The sequence below is a fragment of the Mesorhizobium sp. C268A genome (assembly GCF_040324475.1).
In the GTDB taxonomy this organism is placed as follows: domain Bacteria; phylum Pseudomonadota; class Alphaproteobacteria; order Rhizobiales; family Rhizobiaceae; genus Mesorhizobium.
In genome coordinates this window covers 1,074,198-1,090,809 of the sequence record NZ_JAMYVX010000001.1, presented here as the reverse complement: position 1 = coordinate 1,090,809, position 16,612 = coordinate 1,074,198, and the positions used below count along the sequence as shown (strand labels likewise).

Sequence of the window (16,612 nt, the reverse complement as noted above, 5' to 3'; positions counted from 1 at the left end):
GGGTCAAGCCCCAAGGGCTGACAAGCCCGGGCTTTTTCTTGTCGGTGCCGGCAAAACACGCTAGACCGGCTTCAGGTGGCTAAGGGGTAGGGGAAATATGGCTGTTAATCCATTGAAGGCGTTTCTGTTCGCGGCCGGTGGGACCGTCGCGGTCGTCGGAACCGCCTATGTATCGGGCGCACTCGACCCGTATCTGAATCCCACGCCGCCTGCGGCGATTGCATCGCTGACGCCGCCGGCTGAAAAGCCGGCCGATCCGGGGACCGAGGGAAGGCTGCCGCCGGCGCCCGCCGCGCCCACCGATGCCAAGGCTCCCGCAGCACCCGCGCCTGCCGACGCAACGGCTCCCGCGACCGAAGCTGCGGCTCCGGCGGCACCTGCCGCGCCCGCTGCTGCCCCAACAACCCCAGCGCCGGCCGCGGCCGGCCCGGTTGCGCCGAGCTTCGACGTCGTGCGCGTCGAAAGCAACGGCTCGATCGTCGTTGCCGGCAATGCTGCGCCCAATTCGAAGGTCGAGATCCTCAACGGCTCCTCGGTGCTTGGCTCGACTGTCGCCGGTCCGGACGGCGCCTTCGTCATCGTTCTCGACGATCCGCTGAAGCCCGGCGACTATACGATTGGGTTGCGCGCGACGGCCGGCGATGTGGTTACCCCTTCCGTGCAGACCGCCGTCGTTTCGGTTCCCAAGGACGCCGCCGGCCAGGTGCTGGCGATGGTCGAGGAACCCGGCAAGCCGGCCGAGCTGCTTAGCGTCCCGGCGCCTGAGACCAAGCCCGCGGCACCGGCCGCCGGCGATCAGGCCGCTGCCCCAGCCGCTGAGGCGCCTGCTACGGCTGCGCCTGCCGTGGCCGCTGAAACAGCACCTGCTGCTCCGGCTGTGGAAGCCGCAACTGCCCCTGCAGCGCCAGCAGTACCTGCAGCGCCGCCGGCGGCAGGCGTGGCTGCACCCAAGATCGTCGTCGAGGCGGTCGAGATCGACGGCAACAAGATCTTCGTCGCCGGTCTGGCTGACGCCGGCCGCAAGGTGCGCGCCTATGCCAATGATATCCTGCTTGGCGATGCGGTGACCTCGCCCGACGGTCATTTCCTGGTCGAGGCGACGCGCGACATCCCGGTCGGCAGCTACACCATCCATGTCGACGGTCTCGACGCCGACGGCGTGAAGGTCGTGGCCCGCGCCGCCGTGCCGTTCGAGCGCGAACCCGGCGAAGCGATCGCCGCCGTGGCGCCCGCGGAGGCCAAGCCCACCGAGACCAAGCCCGCCGAAGCAAACCCTGCTGAGCCGGCCGCACCGGCTGCTGCCGAAGCACCGGCCGCTCCGAAGCCTGCGGCGCCAGCCACTATCGCGGCTGCCCCTGCGAAGCCCGCACCGGCTGCTGCCGCATCCGCACCAGCCGCACCGGCAGCGCCCGCCGCTGAGGCTCCAGCCGTCGTCGCGGCGGCAACGCCCGACCTGCCCGAGACGGTGGCGCCAAAGCTCGAACATGCAGACGGCGCGGTCATCATCCGCAGGCACGACACGCTGTGGCGGATCTCACGGCGCGTCTACGGTCACGGTGTGCGCTTCTCGACCATTTATCTCGCCAACCAGGACCAGATCAGCGATCCCGACCGCATCTGGCCGGGGCAGGTGTTCAAGGTTCCGGAAAAGTCCAAGGAAGGCGAAGCCGCCGACCTCAAGGCGATGGGCGAGCAGGTGACAACGGCGCCGGCGAAGACGCAGTAGCGGCCGAGCGCTTGATCTCCTCCCTTGAGGGGGAGATGGCCGGCAGGCCAGAGGGGGTCGCCGCGCATAGAACGCCGACCTTCTCTTTGCTGCAAACGACGTTGCATCAGGACGTACCGACCCCCTCTGTCGCCTTCGGCGACATCTCCCCCTCGAGGGGGGAGATTAGGTCGCTCTACCCATCGGGTTAGCTTGCCACGCACCCGTTCATCGTCTATCGCCGATGAACGATGGCAGACTCGCTCACTGAACCAGACCACGCAAACTGCGCACCGCCCCAAAGCCGCGCCGTTGCCGCGAGCTTCGCCGCACTCTCGCACCCGGCGCGCATCGAGATCCTTAGACATCTCTCGGCCAGCAATTCCTGCTGCTGCCGCGAGGTGGTCGATCATCTCGATCTGGCGCAGTCCACCGTGTCCCAGCATCTGAAGATCCTGGTCGAAGCCGGGCTGGTCCGCTTCGAGCCCGACCGCCAGCGCTCGCGCTATCAACTCGACCGCGCCGCGCTCGCCGACGTTTCCGCATCGCTGACCGCACTCGTCAATTCCTGCTGCTCCGGCCGCTGATTTCTCACCCAAAAGGCAAGACAAGTGGCAGAAAAAACCGTTTCCGATAGCTCGACCTTCAGCACCTTGCGCAATCTGTGGCCCTATATGTGGCCGGCCGACCGCGCCGATCTCAGGGCACGCGTCACTTGGGCAACGCTGCTTCTGGTCGTTGCCAAGCTGACACTGGTTGCCGGGCCGTACTTCTTCAAATGGGCGACCGATTCTCTGGCCGGTGACGCCAAATCGCCGCCGCCGCTGCCATCCTTCCTGCTGGCGCCGGTGATGCTGGTCGTCGCCTACAATGTCGTGCGGCTGGTGCAGCTTGGCTTCAACCAGCTGCGCGACGCGCTGTTTGCCCGCGTTGGCCAATATGCGGTGCGCCAGCTCGCGTTCCGCACCTTCGTTCACATGCACCAGCTGTCGCTGCGCTTTCACCTCGAGCGCCGCACCGGCGGCCTGTCGCGCATCATCGAGCGCGGCACCAAGGGCATCGAGACGATCGTGCGCTTCATCATGCTGAACACGGCGCCGACCATCCTCGAATTCGCGCTGACCACCGGCATCTTCGCCTACACTTATGGCTGGAAATATGTGGTCGTGGTGGCGGCCACGGTGTGGCTCTACGTCTGGTTCACGGTTCGCGCCAGCGACTGGCGGATCTCGATCCGCCGCGACATGAACGACAGCGACACCGACGCCAACACCAAGGCGATCGACTCCCTGCTCAACTACGAGACGGTCAAATACTTCAACAACGAGGGTATGGAGGCTGAGCGCTTCGACCGTTCGATGGCGCGCTATGAAATGGCGGCGACCAGGATATGGACCTCGCTCGGCTGGCTGAATTTCGGCCAGGGCATCATCTTCGGTCTCGGCACCGTCATCGTCATGTGCATGTCGGCGCTGGAGGTGCAGGCCGGCACGCAGACGGTCGGCGATTTCGTCTTCATCAACGCCATGCTGATGCAGCTTGCGGTGCCGCTCAATTTCATCGGCTTCATCTACCGCGAAATCCGCCAGGGGCTGACCGACATCGAGCAGATGTTCGACCTGCTCGATGTGCCGCAGGAAATCACCGACAAGCCGGATGCCAAGCTACTCGCCGTTACAGCCGGCAAGGTCGAGTTCCGCGACGTGCATTTTGCCTATGATCCGAACCGCAAGATCCTGAAAGGTGTCTCCTTCGAGGTGCCGGCCGGCAAGACGGTCGCCATTGTCGGACCGTCCGGCGCCGGCAAGTCGACGATTTCGCGGCTGCTATTCCGCTTCTACGACGTCCAGGGCGGTCAGGTGCTGATCGACGGCCAGGATGTCAGGGATGTGACCCAGCAGAGCCTGCGCGGCGCGATCGGCATGGTGCCGCAGGACACCGTGCTGTTCAACGACACCATCGCCTACAACATCCGTTACGGTCGCATCGGTGCCAGCGAAGAGGATATGCAGAAAGCCGCCGAGCTTGCCCAGATCGGCCCGTTTATCGAACGGCTGCCGGAAGGTTATCGCTCGATGGTCGGTGAGCGCGGGCTAAAGCTGTCGGGCGGCGAAAAGCAGCGCGTGGCGATTGCCCGCACGATTTTGAAGGCGCCGCCGATCCTGATGCTCGACGAGGCGACCTCGGCGCTGGACAGCCACACCGAACAGGAAATCCAGGCCGCCCTCGACCTGGTCAGCAAGGGCCGCACCACCATCGTCATTGCGCATAGGTTGTCGACGGTGATCACCGCCGACGAGATCATCGTGCTCAAGGACGGCGAGATCGCCGAGCGCGGCACCCATGCCGAGCTGATGCAAAAGCACGGCCTCTACGCCTCGATGTGGGACCGCCAGCGCGAAGCGACGGAAGCCGAAGAGAGGCTTCGGATCGCCAGGGAGAGCGATGAGTTGGGTGTGGTTGTGCGCAGAAGGACGTCGGAGTTGAGCTAGGTGGCGGAGCGCCAATCTCCCCTTGAGGGGGAGATGTCGCCGAAGGCGACAGAGGGGTCACCGCGCGTGAAGCGCTAACCTCCATCTGTCGCAAGGGGGGCGCATCCAGTCGAACCGACCCCCTCTCGCCTGCCGGACATCTCCCCAACGAGGGGGGAGATATGCAGCGTCGTCTCCATCATCACCACCGAAAATTTCCCCTTGACCTCAACCTAAGTTGAGATCGCAAACCCGTTCCTGAGCCACCGAACCCAAGTCGTTCAAGAACGGAGATAGATTCAAATGGATAAACTTGCCGAGGCAGCCGTGTTCAGGGTCGACAAATTCGTCGTTCCTGCCGAGGCCCGTGAAGAAATCCTTCGCAAGGTCAGGGCAACGCATGAACTGCTGCGCCTGCAGCAAGGCTTCGTCCAGGATTTCGTGCTCGAGCAATTTTCGGGCCCGGGCGAGTTCAACCTGGTCACCATTGTCGAATGGGAAAACCAGGCGGCCGTCGACAATGTCGTGCCGATCGTCAAGGCAGCCCATGAGCGGGCGGGCTTCAACCCGCAGGAGACCATTGCCCGGCTGGGTGTGAAGGCCGATATCGCCAATTATCAGCGTCTGCCTGAGATGTAGGAGGGCCAGTCCGTGCCAGGTGCGGGCGCTTCGACGCTCATTGCCTGGCCGGTGCGGGCATCGCTGATCATATGTTCGAAGCCGCGCCATTGGGCGGCAACGATGAACAGCGTCTTGCCATCCAGGCCGCCGAGCATGCAGGCAAAGCAGCCGCGATCGGCATTGACGCACTGCAAGACCTCACCACCTTCGCGCACCCGCACACAGCGTTTGTTGGGAACATCCGCATACCAGGCAGTTCCTTCGGCATCGAGGCAGACGCCGTCGGGAAAGCCATCGAGATCGGCCCAGACCCGGCGGTTGGAAAGCCCGCCATCCTCCGCGATATCGAAGGCGGTCAGCCGGTTGGCATGCGACTCCGCCACGATCAGTGTCCTGTTGTCCGGCGTCACCGCCATGCCGTTGGCGAAAGCGATGTTCTCGGCCACTTGTCGAACCGAGCCGTCCGGCGTGATCAGCACGATGGTGCCGGGCCCGAAATGCTCGCCCGGTGCAGGCGCCGACCCGCCGCCATTGACATAGATGTTGCCGCGCCCGTCGACGACGATCTCGTTCCACGGGCTGTTTGACAGCGACCGAAGATCGGAATGGGTGGCCAGCGTTCCATCCGCCTCCTGCCGCAGCAACAAGCCATCCCGACCCGAGACGATCAGCAATCGGCCATCCGGCAACCAGTCGATCGAATAGGGCAGGATGGCCGGCACGGTGAGCATCACCTGGTTCCCGCCGTCCTCATCCACCGCGACGATCTCTCCGGTTCCCCAGTTGCAGAGCCACAGGCGTCCGTCGTGCCAGCGGGGAGACTCTCCGAAAGCGAGGCCTTCTGTAATGACCTTGGCGTTCAGGGCGACTGATTTCGAGGATGGCATCTCTGACCCTGGTTTGTCGACTCGCCGCAATTCGGCATTGTCGCGAAGCGCTTTCCTGCCAAGGACGTATGAATCTGTGGCGCCCCGACACCGTCGACAATTTCGGCAAACCATCGTGCGGATGCCTCTGGATCAGAGTGCCTTTAATCCTTGAGGGCAGCTGATATTGTCGCGTCGGAAATAACCCGTTCGCGCAAGTTTTGCGACCTAGAGAGTATTTTCGATGTTCGGTTTCTTTTCCCGCAAATCCAAGAAAACGCCCGAGAAGTCGGCATCAGATTCTGGAAAGCAGTTGGAATTCGGCCTGCCGTTGCCGGTCGTCGTACAGCGTTCGAACGTCGAGGATCCTGATGAAGAGCCGTTTTTTCTCGTCTTCGCTGTCATGCAATTCGTCACAGCGATGGTTTCCAAAGGACTCAATCGTTATCCCGAAATCGACACCAAGGCGATGCAGGTCCTTCATGCCGACTCGTACTCTTCGGAGGTAAAGAACGGCGGCCATAGTCAATTCATCCACAATGCCGGGCAGGAAATCGGCGCCATGATTGCCAACGCACGAGCTGGACTCACTGCTTGTGGCGCAAAGGGCCAGCTTGCGACTTTGGAAAAGATGTCCAGCTGGATTGCAGACTATCCCAACGAAGCCGCCCAGCAGACGGGCTTCGAGGGCGGGCGGGATGATTTTCTCGATACACTTGATCATGCGTTCTACGTTGCGGATGAGGCCGCGCCCATGGAAAACCTTTTGGCGCGCTGGATCGCGTCATGGCCTGATCTGCAAGTTGTCGATAGTGACGATTACGACGACGTCATACACCGGCTGGTGATGGCCAATCCGAAGCGCGAAGGCAGGCTTCTTCATAAGTCCGTTGGCAACTTGGCAGGCCAGATGATCTTGAGCTGGCGCGATGTCGGGGCCGGCCTTGCCTGCGCCAAGATCGCGCCGCCCGAGATCAAAATCGCGTTCGGCATGGCAAGGATGCTGAACATAGAAGGAGAGAAACAGCTGGTTTTTCAACTTCAGACCAGCGCGAAGAAGACCCGACTATGCAGTGCGACGGAGACACACGTCACAGTCTACGAGTACATCGCTCCAGAAGAGTTGCTTGTCATACCGCCAGGCGAGAGCCCGCTAGCGGCTAACGCCCCGAAAGTTGGCGCCAAGCTTGGCATTGCTGAAGAGCCCGAGATCACAGCGGTCATTGAGCTGGCGGAACAATACCATGCTCCCGCCGCCGTCGACCTCCTGCTCCGCAAGGCAGGCTTCGACCCGACGGATGCCATCGTTTCTGCGAATTCGGTGGTGCAGAAGGAGGAAGGAGCAATCGTGAATTGGGTGGTGCTGGCATCAGGCCAAGTCTTCCTTTTCCAATCGTTGCGGAACGGCGGTGTGCTCTTGCGCGGCAAGGATGATGAAAGCCTCGCTGAGGCCGCTATGGCCGAGCTCAATGCCCACTTTGATCGCTCCGCTGCGGCGGGTTAGCGACAGCAAGCCTACTTTTTCTCCGTCAGGAAGAACGTGCCATCGGCATGGCCGTTGGCACCGCATGACAGAGGCTCCGATCTGCCATCCTTGCCGGCGCCGCTCTGCTGGACGACAAGCGCATCGCCGTCGCGTCGGAAGGTAAAGACAAAACCGGTTGGGTTGTCGTTGTCGAAGGCACGGTCGACCAGCCGCAGAGTGTTGCGCTCCTCGACCGTGCCGTCGATCTCGCATGACCCACTTCCCGAGACTGGATTGGAAACGACATCTTCCGAGATTTCGACCTTGCCTCCGCCAACAGCCTTGATGTCGACGCTGCCGCGCACGCTGCTCCATGTGCCGATCAAACCTGCATCGGGGGGCTTGCGTATGCCGGACAGGAAGGTTGCGCGGTCGCGCAGGAATTCGCCGAGATCGAAAGTCTGTTGGTTCTTGGGCGAACTTTCGTTGAAGCCGGCGATCTGGTCGCGATACGCGATGAAATCGCTTTGGTCGTCCCGCAGCGCCTTGCCGGCAAGAGCATCGAGCCTCTTCAGCAGCGCGGTATAATTCTTCGCGACGTCGGCATCGGCTTGCGCCAGGACCGGATCGGCGCAAATGGCCTTTTCCGCCACGCTGGCGGCCTTGGCGCAGTCGAAGGATGGCTTGCCTTGCGCAACTGCGTGGTCGCTCGCTGCCACAAGTACGGTCAAAACGGCACCCACGGCTGACGATCGTATGGCAACAAGATACGTTTTGCCTGAATTTGGCGCCATGGCAGTCGGCCTTTTCGCCGCGCGTTCAGCCGGCGTTGGCCCGAATTCTGGCGGCAAAGCAGCCGACAGGCAAGCACGTCACCGTTCCTGCCGGCTGCGGACGATGCGGCCTTGCCCAATGTTGCGTTGCGGCAGCGGAGCCTTTCCGGTATTGAGGCCGGACCTGAAACAGGGACCGCTCCCATCCCATGAGCCCCATCCGATGAGCCTTGTCGATTCGATCAAGAATGCCTTCGTTCCGATCCATCGCGAGGGCTATCCGTTCATTGCCGCCTTTGGTGCGGGCACGCTGTTCCTCGGCTATTTCTCCTCGGTGCTGTTCTGGATCGGCCTGATCCTGACCGCCTGGTGCGTCTATTTCTTCCGTGACCCCGAGCGTGTCACCCCGGTCGATGACAGGCTGGTGGTCAGTCCCGCCGACGGCGTCATCTCGGCGGTCGGCCCGGCCGTGCCGCCGCGCGAGCTTGGCCTCGGCAACACCGAGATGACCCGCATCTCGGTGTTCATGAACGTCTTTTCCTGCCATGTGAACCGCGCTCCGGTGCGCGGCCGCATCACCAAAATCGAGCACCGGCCGGGCAAGTTCCTGAATGCCGAACTCGACAAGGCAAGCTCGGAGAACGAGCGCAACGGGCTGGTCATAGACAGTCCCAACGGCATCGTTGTCGCCGTGCAGATTGCCGGCCTGGTGGCGCGCCGCATCGTCTGCTGGGCCGAGACCGGCGGCTCCATTGCCGTCGGCGAACGCTTTGGCCTGATCCGCTTCGGCTCGCGCGTCGATGTCTTCCTGCCGTCAACCGCGGTGCCGCGCGTCGCCGTCGGCCAGACGGCGGTCGGCGGCGAAACCGTGCTCGCCGAATTCGGCGGCGTCGCCGCAACCCCGCTCGTCAGGATTTCGTAAGCGGTGGGCGCGCCGTTCAAAAAGTTCGAGGCCCATGGCAGCGGCGGCCCGCGCATCCGCGAAATTCCGATGCGCATGGTGCTGCCCAATCTGGTCACCGTGCTTGCCATCTGCGCCGGCCTGTCCGGCATCCGCTTCGGCTTCGAGGGCCGTTTCGAGCCGGCCGTGGTGATGGTGCTGCTCGCCGCCTTCCTGGACGGCATAGACGGGCGCCTGGCGCGCATGTTGAAGGCGACATCCAAATTCGGCGCGCAGATGGATTCGCTGGCCGACATCGTCAATTTCGGCGTCGCGCCGGCACTGGTGCTCTACGCCTTCCTGCTCGACCGCGCCGGCTCCTTCGGCTGGATCGCAGCTCTTCTGTTCACCATCGCCTGTGGCCTGCGGCTGGCGCGCTTCAACGTGCTCGACGAAGACCATGACCGGCCGATCTGGCAGAGCGAATACTTCGTCGGCGTGCCGGCACCGGCCGGCGCCGTGCTGGTTATGCTGCCGCTCTATCTGTCCTTCCTGCGGCTCGGTCTCGAGCCGGACCGCCTGACGGCATTCGTCGCCACCGGCTTCACTGTGCTGGTCGCTTTCCTGCTGGTCAGCCGGCTGCCGGTCTATTCCGGCAAAAGCCTGAAAGTGCCGGGCGACAAGGTGCTGCCGATCATCCTGGCGGTCGTTCTCTACGTCCTGCTGTTGATGACCTATCCCTGGTACACGCTGACCGCCTCTGTCGCAGGCTATCTCATCTTCCTGCCTTTCAGCGTGCGGGCGTATTCGAAGCGCGCCAAGCGCGAGGGCGAAAAAGTGCCGCCGTCGGATATTGGGTAGTTGCTATCTCCCCCCTTGAGGGGGAGATGTCGCCGAAGGCGACAGAGGGGGTCGGTACGCCCCGGACGCGACCTCGTTTGAGCGAAGAGGACGTCGGCGCTTCACGCGAGGCGACCCCCTCTGGCCTGCCGGCCATCTCCCCTCAAGGAGGGAGATACGCTAAGCCGCCAGGCCCAGCCCCAGCTTCTCGATCGCCAGGTTCCGCGTCGAGACATAATCCGTCTTGCCGGAACCCAGCACCGGGATCTCCTCGACCTTGACGATGTCGTTGGGCACCATCAGTTCGGCCGCACCTGCCTTCTTGCCGAAGGCGCGCAGTTCTTCCGGATCGGCGTCGTCGGCGGTGGTGACCAGCACGATGCGCTCGCCCCGCCTCTTGTCCGGCACCGCCACCGCGGCGTGGCGCTCTTCCGGCCACAGCGACTGCACCAGCATCTCGACGGCGCCCAACGACACCATCTCGCCAGCGATCTTGGCGAAGCGTTTTGCCCGGCCGCGAATGGTGATGAAGCCTTCGCGGTCGACCGAGACGATGTCGCCGGTGTCGTGCCAGCCGTCCAGCGGCTGCAATTCGCCGGGCCGGTCAGCGGTCATGTAGCCCATCATCAAATTTGGCCCGTCGAGCCACAGGCGGCCGGCACCCTCGATACCCTCGACCGGTTCGAGCTTCATGCGCATCGCCGGCAACAGCCGTCCGACCGTGCCGTCGCGACCATGGATGGCGGTGTTGACGGCGACGACGGGAGCGGCCTCCGTCAGCCCGAACCCCTCGATGATCGAGGCATCGAAGCGCTCGCGATAAACGCGCCGCGTCTCCGGCTTCACCGCTTCCGCGCCGGCGACGACGAAGCGCAGGCTGGAGAAATCGCCATCCTTGGCGGTGCGGGCATAGTTGGCGAGGAAAGTGTCGGTGCCGAACATGATGGTCGGCTTCACCTTGCGGGCGATCTCCGGGATGATCTTGTAGTGCAGCGGTGACGGGTAGAGGAACAGTTTTACCCCGGTCACCAGCGGCAGGATGGTACCGCCGGTCAGGCCGAAAGAGTGAAAAACCGGCAGCACGTTGAGCAGGATGTCGGACGGCGAAATGGTAATGCGCGCCTCAGCCTGCATGGCGTTGGCGTGGAGATTGCGATGCGACAGCACCACGGCCTTGGGCGTGCCTTCCGAGCCTGAGGTGAACAGGATTGCGGCGGGCTTGGCCGCATCCTGCCGCTGCAGCGGGAACCGCCAGAGCACCGCTGCTGCGAGCTTTTCCAGCGTCGTGACGCTTGCGCGCACATCCTCCAGCCACAGCATCTTGGCGCCGCCGGCCTCGACCGCGGCGATGATGTCGGCAAGCGCCGCCTTTTCGACGAACGCGCGCGAGGAAACCACCGTTCGGATGACTGCGGTGCGGACCGCGGCCGTGACGCTGGCCGGCCCTGCCGTGTAGTTGATCATCGCCGCTACCCGGCCGGCCGAGAGCAGGCCGACGAAGGACAGCACCACGCCATTGGCGTTGGGCAGCAAAACCCCGACCGCTTCGCCGGGCGCCGCCACCGCCTCGAAACGGCGGCCGAGCACGCGCGCGCCGATGAACATTTTTCGATAGCTGAGCGAGCCGCTGATCACATCCTCGATGATCGGGTGCGAGGCGCCGGTGCGATCCGCGGCATCGCGCATGGCCAGGAACAGGCCGCGATCGAGGTTGCTGCCATAAAGCCGCGCCTCGGCGATGCGGTCGAACAACGCATTTGTGTTGGAAGCCTGGTCGGGGTTGCGCGCCACCAGTTCGGCAATCGTCATTGGTTCCAGCACGCTGATCGAGAGTTTTGGGAACCAGTGGCGCGGCGCCCGGTTCTTTGGCGTCAAGGAAACCGGCAGGTCGCGCGCGCCGGTGACGAAGATCGGCACGATGCGGGCGTCGGCCTGCATGGCGATGCGGGTGACGGCGCGGAACAGGCGAAACGTCTTCACATCGGGCTCGACGTCACCGGGCAGATAGACGGCAAGCCGGCCTTTACCCTTCAGCACCCTGACCAGCCGCCGGCTGACGAAGAGATGCTCGGCGTTGAAGGCGATGGTGCGGCCAAGCTCGCGCCAAGGCTCCATCCAGGGCGAGCGCGCCGAGGCCTCGTCGAGAATGTGCAGCGTGTCGTCGGGCAGCAGCGACAGCATCAGCGCCGGCTCGAAGCGTGACTGGTGCGAGACCACATAGATCACCGGCGTCGGCGCGTTGCGGGCAATGCGGATGCGCCGGTCATCGATCCGGTAGGCGAGCTTGAACGGCACATAGAGCAGCGCCTGGGTAAAGCGCAGGTCGAGACGAAACGTCTCGATCGCGCCAATCAGCAGCCAGGCCAGCACGAGGCCTGCAAGCAGCGCCAGTGTCAGGATCATGCCGCGTCTCTCCCAACGGTCCGGTATGCGGCTCTTCGTCCGCTTCGAGAGCAGAGGGTAGCGCAATGGGGAGCAAGGTCAATGCGCGGGTGCGAGGGAGCGGTGTTCCACCTGACCTCACCAGGCAATGACCCAAACGCAGGCCTTGAAATGTTGCGACACGTGTCGTAAATAAAGCGACACGTGACGGAGAGGTAATATGGCCAGTTCCCCGCTGGGTTTTGCCGAGGCACCGCATATGGAGCCGGAGTTCGAACGAATGGTCGACCTGTTTGGTGGACGGAAGGTTCTTGGATTCTCGGTAGCCAGTCCTCTTGAGGCACATGAAATGATCCTGCATGGAATTCCGGGCCAGGCGCTCGAAAGCCTCGTCAGGCATCTGATCATCATTGATCCCGCCGATGCGTTTGAGACCGCATTCGGCATGAGCGAGCGGACATTTCAGCGGCACAAATCGGATCACTCCAAGACCCTCAGTCGGGAGCAAGGTTCCAGAACCTGGAACTTCGCCAAGCTCCTGACAAAGGCCACGTCCGTGCTCGGGACTCAGGAAGACGCGGAAAAATGGATGATCGAGTCTGCCATGGGTTTGGACAATCGCCGGCCGATCGATCTGCTGGCCACGGCGGCGGGCACTGCGCTTGTGCAGGAGTTTCTTGAGCGGCTCGACTATGGTGTCTACGCGTGACGCCTTTGCCGGGCTCCCTCGGAACAGGGCAGTTGTTGGGCTGGAGGCTTGATCACAGACGCTTCAAGGCGAGCTGGGACAGTGGCGAAGGAGCCTTCAAGCTTGGGGGAAGGTGGAACAGCAAAGGGATCAGAGCCGTATATGCGTCCATCGACCCATCGACCGCCATCTTGGAGGTGGCGGTCCACAAGGGGTTTCGCACGCTGGATACTGTCCCTCACGTGCTGACGGCATTCGACATCGTCGATCCATCAGAGATTTATGTGGTCCAAACCGACGATATTCCGAACGCGAACTGGCTGCGTCCCGGCATCCCGGGCGCGGGACAGCAGCAGTTCGGCGATGGTCTGCTGGCAAAGCATCCGTTCTTTCTGATCCCCAGCGCGGTATCCCAGCACAGCTGGAACCTGGTGTTCGATCCCAACCGGGCGGCAGGCCTTTATAGCTTGCATCTCCGGGAGGATTTCGCGCTTGATACAAGGCTTCATCCTCCCGCTGGGTAGCAATCAGGCCGTGGCCTTCAGCCGCCCACTGATGAACCGGAACTCCTGCGACTTGCCGCCATAACCGTATGCCGCGGCCGGGACTTCATGCACGAAGGCATAGCTTTCCTCGTGCACACCACCCAGCAACTTACCGAAGGCCTCAAAGATCGCCTTCAGATAGGCTTCCAGCTCCAGCTTGGTGTTGGTGCCGTCGACCACCTTGATGTCGAGCCAGAAAGTATTGGCGCCGTGCTCGGCCAGCGACTTGCCGCCGGCGAACCAGTGCTGCGGGTCGATATAGGTGACAGCGACGGCAGTGATCGTCGGGTCCTTGCGCAGATGGGTTGCGGTCAGGCCGGTGATTTCCTTGGCGATTGTGGCGGACAGCTTGGCGTCGGGCTTGCCGGTGACGCTGATGTTGATGATGGGCATTTTTCTCTCCTTCGTTTGAGCGGCGTCTGTTTGCCGTTGGAGAGACAATGCCATCATCTTTGAATCAAAAAAATCGAATTGTTTCGAACAAAAGGTTCTGTATTATCGAAGTATGCAAGCTCTCGATCCCGATCTGCTCAAAACCTTCCTTGCCTTTGTCGATGGCGGCTCGCTGGCTCAGGCTGCGTCTGCTGTCGGCCGCTCGCCCTCGGCGGTGACCGCGCAGATGCAGCGTCTCGAGGAGATCGTCGGCGAACCGCTGCTGGTGGCGCAGGGGCGCGGGCGCGGGCTGACGCCGGCCGGCGAGGATCTTGTCGGTCATGCCCGCCGCATTCTTGCCGTGCACAGCGAGGCCTGGCTGGCGCTCAAGGGCGCGCGTGCCGCTGGTCGCGTCGCCATCGGCACGACACAGGATTTCGCCGATAGCGGCCTGCCGGAGCTGCTGCGCGCCTTCGCGACCAGCCATCCGCGCGTCAGGGTCGAACTCCGCGTCGGCCGTTCGGCCGAGCTTGGCGAGGCGCTGCAGGCCGGGCAGCTCGATCTGGCCGTTGTCATGCGCAAGACGCCGGCCAATGACGAAGTCGGGCTGTTCAGTGAGCCGATGCTGTGGCTGTGCTCGCAAAAAGGGCTTGCCGTGCGGGAAGAGGAATTGCCGCTGGCGCTGCTCGACCCCTATTGCGGCTTTCGCGAAGCAGCACTCGCGGCCCTCGATGCTGCCGGCCGCCGCTACCGCATTGCCGCCGGCAGCGCCAGCCTTGCCGGCTTGCGCACGGCGGTCAATGCCGGCATCGCGCTGACCTTGCGCACCGCCCGCTTTGCCCATTCAGGCATTGCCGAAGCACCGCGCGAATTCGCCCTGCCGCCGGTGCCGACAGCGCAATTCGCGATAAAACTCGGCCAGGGCGCCGAGCGGCCGGCGCGCGATCTTGCCATCCTGCTCAGCGACAACCTCGCCTTGCCCGGCTTTGCCGGCTGATGTCCAAAGAAAAAGCCGACCTTTACGGTCGGCTTTGAGGAGGACGGGTCGAGGGGTTTGGGGGGACTTGGGGGGTGACCCGTCGCACATAAAACTGCCTGATCCGCATGATGGTTCCATGACTTGGAAAATAATTATTGGGTTGCCGCACTTTTTCTCGCGGCCAGCCAGTCGCGCCCCGCATGGGCGAAAACCGCGCACAGTACTATGGCGCCGCCGATCAGGCTGGCGGCCGGCGCGATCTCGCCGAGGAACAGGAAGGCGAACAGGATCGCAAACGGCACTTCGGCGGCACCGAGAAGGCCGGACTCGGGCGCAGGATCAGCCGCGAGCCTTCCGTCCACAGGATCGACGCCGCCGCAAACGATCCTCCGAAGGCGACGAGCAGCACGGCGTCGCGAGCAGAAATCGCCAGGGGGTCGGTGACGAACCAGCCGAGCACGAACAGCAGAAGCGCCGAGACTGCGCCCGCCCACACCACCGGCGTGTCGCGGAAGGCGCGCACCATGATCATGTAGAGCGCGCTGCCGGCGGTCATCAGCAGCGCGAGCCCATCGCCAAACAGATGACCGCTGCCGAAGCCGGAGCCGACCATCATCGCCACGCCGCACAGCGAAACGGCGGCGGCGGCAAGCGTCTGCGCCCGGAACGGCTCGCGCACCAGCACGAAGGCGAGCAGCGCGGTGATGAAGGGCGCGGTGGCGTAGATGACCGCGACATTGGCGACATAGGTGAATTTGAACGCCGAGATGAAGGCGATGCTGGCCGCGGCGCCCTCGAGGGCCAGCAACCAGCCGCGCCAGCCAAGCCGCAAGCTTTCCCGCCCGCCGGAGCGGCGCCGGCGCCACAGCACATAGAAGGTGATCAGGATCGCGCCGACAAAGCCGCGCCAGCAAGTGATGGTCAGCGGGTCGGCGTGGATCGATTTGGTCAGCACGCCGGTGAGGGCGAAGAAAGCCGCCGAGGCCGCCACCAGCATGATGCCGAGCGTACGCTCGGCAGCGGTATCTGTGGTGCCTGGGCCGTCGAGCGCTTCCGTCATCTCAGCAGCCTATCCGTCTTCTCCTGCCACCATGCTGTCAGCACGGGGTACTCATAGCCGCTTGCGGAAATGCTCGTTGCCGATGATCAGCAGGCCGGCGCCGACGATCAACGCCGCCCCCAGAAACACCTCGCGACGCGGCACGTCGCCCCAGATCGCAAAGCCGAGCCCGAAGGCCCAGACCAATGAGGTGTATTCGAACGGCGCCACGATCGACACCGGCGCCCGCTTCATGCCTTCGAACAGCATAAATTGCGCCACGCCGCCGAGCGCGCCGACGCTGATCAAAAGCAGCAACTGGCGCCAGTCCGGCATCTGCCAGACCAACAGCGCCGGCACCGTGGAAAACACCAGGAAGTAGAAATTGTTGAGCACAAGCTGGATCAGCGTGCGCTCGGCCAGCGCCGTCTTGCGCAACAGCACCACGGCAATGCCCCACAGCACTGCCGCAGCCAGTACCAAGAGCATCGGCACGGACAAGCCGAGACGAGTGGGATCACAGGCGATGAAGACGCCGACGAAGCCGATGAACACCGCCAGCCAGCGCAACAGCGGCACCTTTTCGCCAAGCATCGCCACCGACAGCACGGTGACGATGATCGGGGCGGCGTAATAGATGGTGGTGAGTTCGGCCAGCTGCAGGGAGCGGGCCGCGTTGTAGTAGCAGAGCCAGGCGCCGAGCGTGAAGGCGCTGCGCACCAGCATCGGCCGCACGATGGGCGAGCGCATTGTGTCGGCAAAGATGGGCGGTCCGCCGATTGCAGCACAGCCGATAAGCACAGCGATCGAGCGGAAGAACATGATCTGCCAGACGCTGATGCCGACGACCAGAAGCTTGATCGCGGCGTCCTGCGTCGAAAACAGGAAATAGGCGCAGCCGGTGAACAGGATGCCGGCAAGCACCCTTTCGCGGGTTTCCAGAATGGCAATATCGGCCATGCGGCGTGTCCGGCGCTGTCAAGAGG

The 16,612-nt window shown here is 63.5% G+C and carries 15 protein-coding genes and 1 pseudogene; 10 read left to right on the top strand and 6 right to left on the bottom strand.

The features are described from left to right. Positions 1–97: 97 nt before the first annotated feature. From NKL06_RS05570 to NKL06_RS05555, 4 genes are all read left to right on the top strand, one after another. Positions 98–1,726 (top strand): LysM peptidoglycan-binding domain-containing protein, encoded by a 1,629-nt coding sequence (locus NKL06_RS05570; RefSeq protein ID WP_352580048.1) that lies wholly within the window; start codon positions 98–100, stop codon positions 1,724–1,726. A gap of 230 nt (positions 1,727–1,956) precedes the next feature. Further along, entirely contained in the window at positions 1,957–2,292 is a 336-nt protein-coding gene (locus NKL06_RS05565; protein ID WP_023693986.1) for an ArsR/SmtB family transcription factor, read from the top strand. Between the two features lie 24 nt (positions 2,293–2,316). Continuing rightward, positions 2,317–4,197, top strand: coding sequence for an ABCB family ABC transporter ATP-binding protein/permease (locus tag NKL06_RS05560; RefSeq protein WP_023693985.1), 1,881 nt, complete (start codon positions 2,317–2,319; stop codon positions 4,195–4,197). 282 nt (positions 4,198–4,479) lie between these two features. After that, the gene (locus tag NKL06_RS05555) at positions 4,480–4,815 is read left to right on the top strand and encodes an antibiotic biosynthesis monooxygenase (protein WP_023685667.1); all 336 of its coding nucleotides are present in this window, start codon (positions 4,480–4,482) and stop codon (positions 4,813–4,815) included. On the opposite strand, the gene NKL06_RS05550 is transcribed toward NKL06_RS05555, so the two are convergent. Further along, positions 4,794–5,684 carry an SMP-30/gluconolactonase/LRE family protein gene (locus NKL06_RS05550; protein ID WP_031208691.1) on the bottom strand — a complete coding sequence of 297 codons (891 nt, stop codon included), beginning with the start codon at positions 5,682–5,684 and terminating at the stop codon, positions 4,794–4,796. The two genes, NKL06_RS05555 and NKL06_RS05550, sit on opposite strands and share 22 nt — an antisense overlap. Positions 5,685–5,907: 223 nt before the next feature. Here NKL06_RS05550 and NKL06_RS05545 point away from each other — a divergent pair, with 223 nt between their 5' ends. Beyond that, positions 5,908–7,167 (top strand): DMP19 family protein, encoded by a 1,260-nt coding sequence (locus NKL06_RS05545; RefSeq protein ID WP_023693983.1) that lies wholly within the window; start codon positions 5,908–5,910, stop codon positions 7,165–7,167. Positions 7,168–7,178: 11 nt separating this feature from the next. Here the strand turns inward: NKL06_RS05545 and NKL06_RS05540 are convergent, their stop codons facing one another. After that, on the bottom strand, positions 7,179–7,859 hold the full coding sequence (locus NKL06_RS05540; protein ID WP_198027081.1) for a lysozyme inhibitor LprI family protein: 681 nt from the start codon (positions 7,857–7,859) through the stop codon (positions 7,179–7,181). On the opposite strand from NKL06_RS05540, the gene NKL06_RS05535 reads away from it, so the two are divergent. Then, a complete protein-coding gene (locus NKL06_RS05535) occupies positions 7,765–8,823 on the top strand; it encodes a phosphatidylserine decarboxylase (RefSeq protein ID WP_348625509.1) in 1,059 nt (352 codons plus the stop codon). The genes NKL06_RS05540 and NKL06_RS05535 overlap by 95 nt on opposite strands. A gap of 3 nt (positions 8,824–8,826) precedes the next feature. Then, positions 8,827–9,642, top strand: coding sequence for a CDP-diacylglycerol--serine O-phosphatidyltransferase (pssA, locus tag NKL06_RS05530; RefSeq protein WP_023672701.1), 816 nt, complete (start codon positions 8,827–8,829; stop codon positions 9,640–9,642). Between the two features lie 159 nt (positions 9,643–9,801). Here pssA and NKL06_RS05525 read toward each other — a convergent pair whose 3' ends face one another. After that, positions 9,802–12,024, bottom strand: coding sequence for an AMP-binding protein (locus NKL06_RS05525; protein WP_023693981.1), 2,223 nt, complete (start codon positions 12,022–12,024; stop codon positions 9,802–9,804). 199 nt (positions 12,025–12,223) lie between these two features. Here NKL06_RS05525 and NKL06_RS05520 point away from each other — a divergent pair, with 199 nt between their 5' ends. Continuing rightward, positions 12,224–12,712, top strand: coding sequence for an Xre family toxin-antitoxin system antitoxin (locus NKL06_RS05520; RefSeq protein ID WP_023693980.1), 489 nt, complete (start codon positions 12,224–12,226; stop codon positions 12,710–12,712). Next, positions 12,709–13,215 carry an RES family NAD+ phosphorylase gene (locus tag NKL06_RS05515; RefSeq protein WP_023689127.1) on the top strand — a complete coding sequence of 169 codons (507 nt, stop codon included), beginning with the start codon at positions 12,709–12,711 and terminating at the stop codon, positions 13,213–13,215. Before NKL06_RS05520 ends, NKL06_RS05515 begins: the two co-directional genes overlap by 4 nt. A 3-nt stretch (positions 13,216–13,218) precedes the next feature. Here the strand turns inward: NKL06_RS05515 and NKL06_RS05510 are convergent, their stop codons facing one another. Continuing rightward, positions 13,219–13,629, bottom strand: a complete 411-nt coding sequence (locus NKL06_RS05510) for a tautomerase family protein (protein WP_023693979.1) — start codon at positions 13,627–13,629, stop codon at positions 13,219–13,221. A 112-nt stretch (positions 13,630–13,741) separates the two neighbouring features. Here NKL06_RS05510 and NKL06_RS05505 point away from each other — a divergent pair, with 112 nt between their 5' ends. After that, positions 13,742–14,605, top strand: a complete 864-nt coding sequence (locus NKL06_RS05505) for a LysR substrate-binding domain-containing protein (protein WP_023693978.1) — start codon at positions 13,742–13,744, stop codon at positions 14,603–14,605. A 134-nt stretch (positions 14,606–14,739) separates the two neighbouring features. Here NKL06_RS05505 and NKL06_RS05500 read toward each other — a convergent pair. Further along, positions 14,740–15,647, bottom strand: a pseudogene (locus NKL06_RS05500) (DMT family transporter). A 51-nt stretch (positions 15,648–15,698) separates the two neighbouring features. Beyond that, the gene (locus tag NKL06_RS05495; protein ID WP_023693977.1) at positions 15,699–16,586 is read right to left on the bottom strand and encodes a DMT family transporter; all 888 of its coding nucleotides are present in this window, start codon (positions 16,584–16,586) and stop codon (positions 15,699–15,701) included. Between the last annotated feature and the right edge of the window lie 26 nt (positions 16,587–16,612).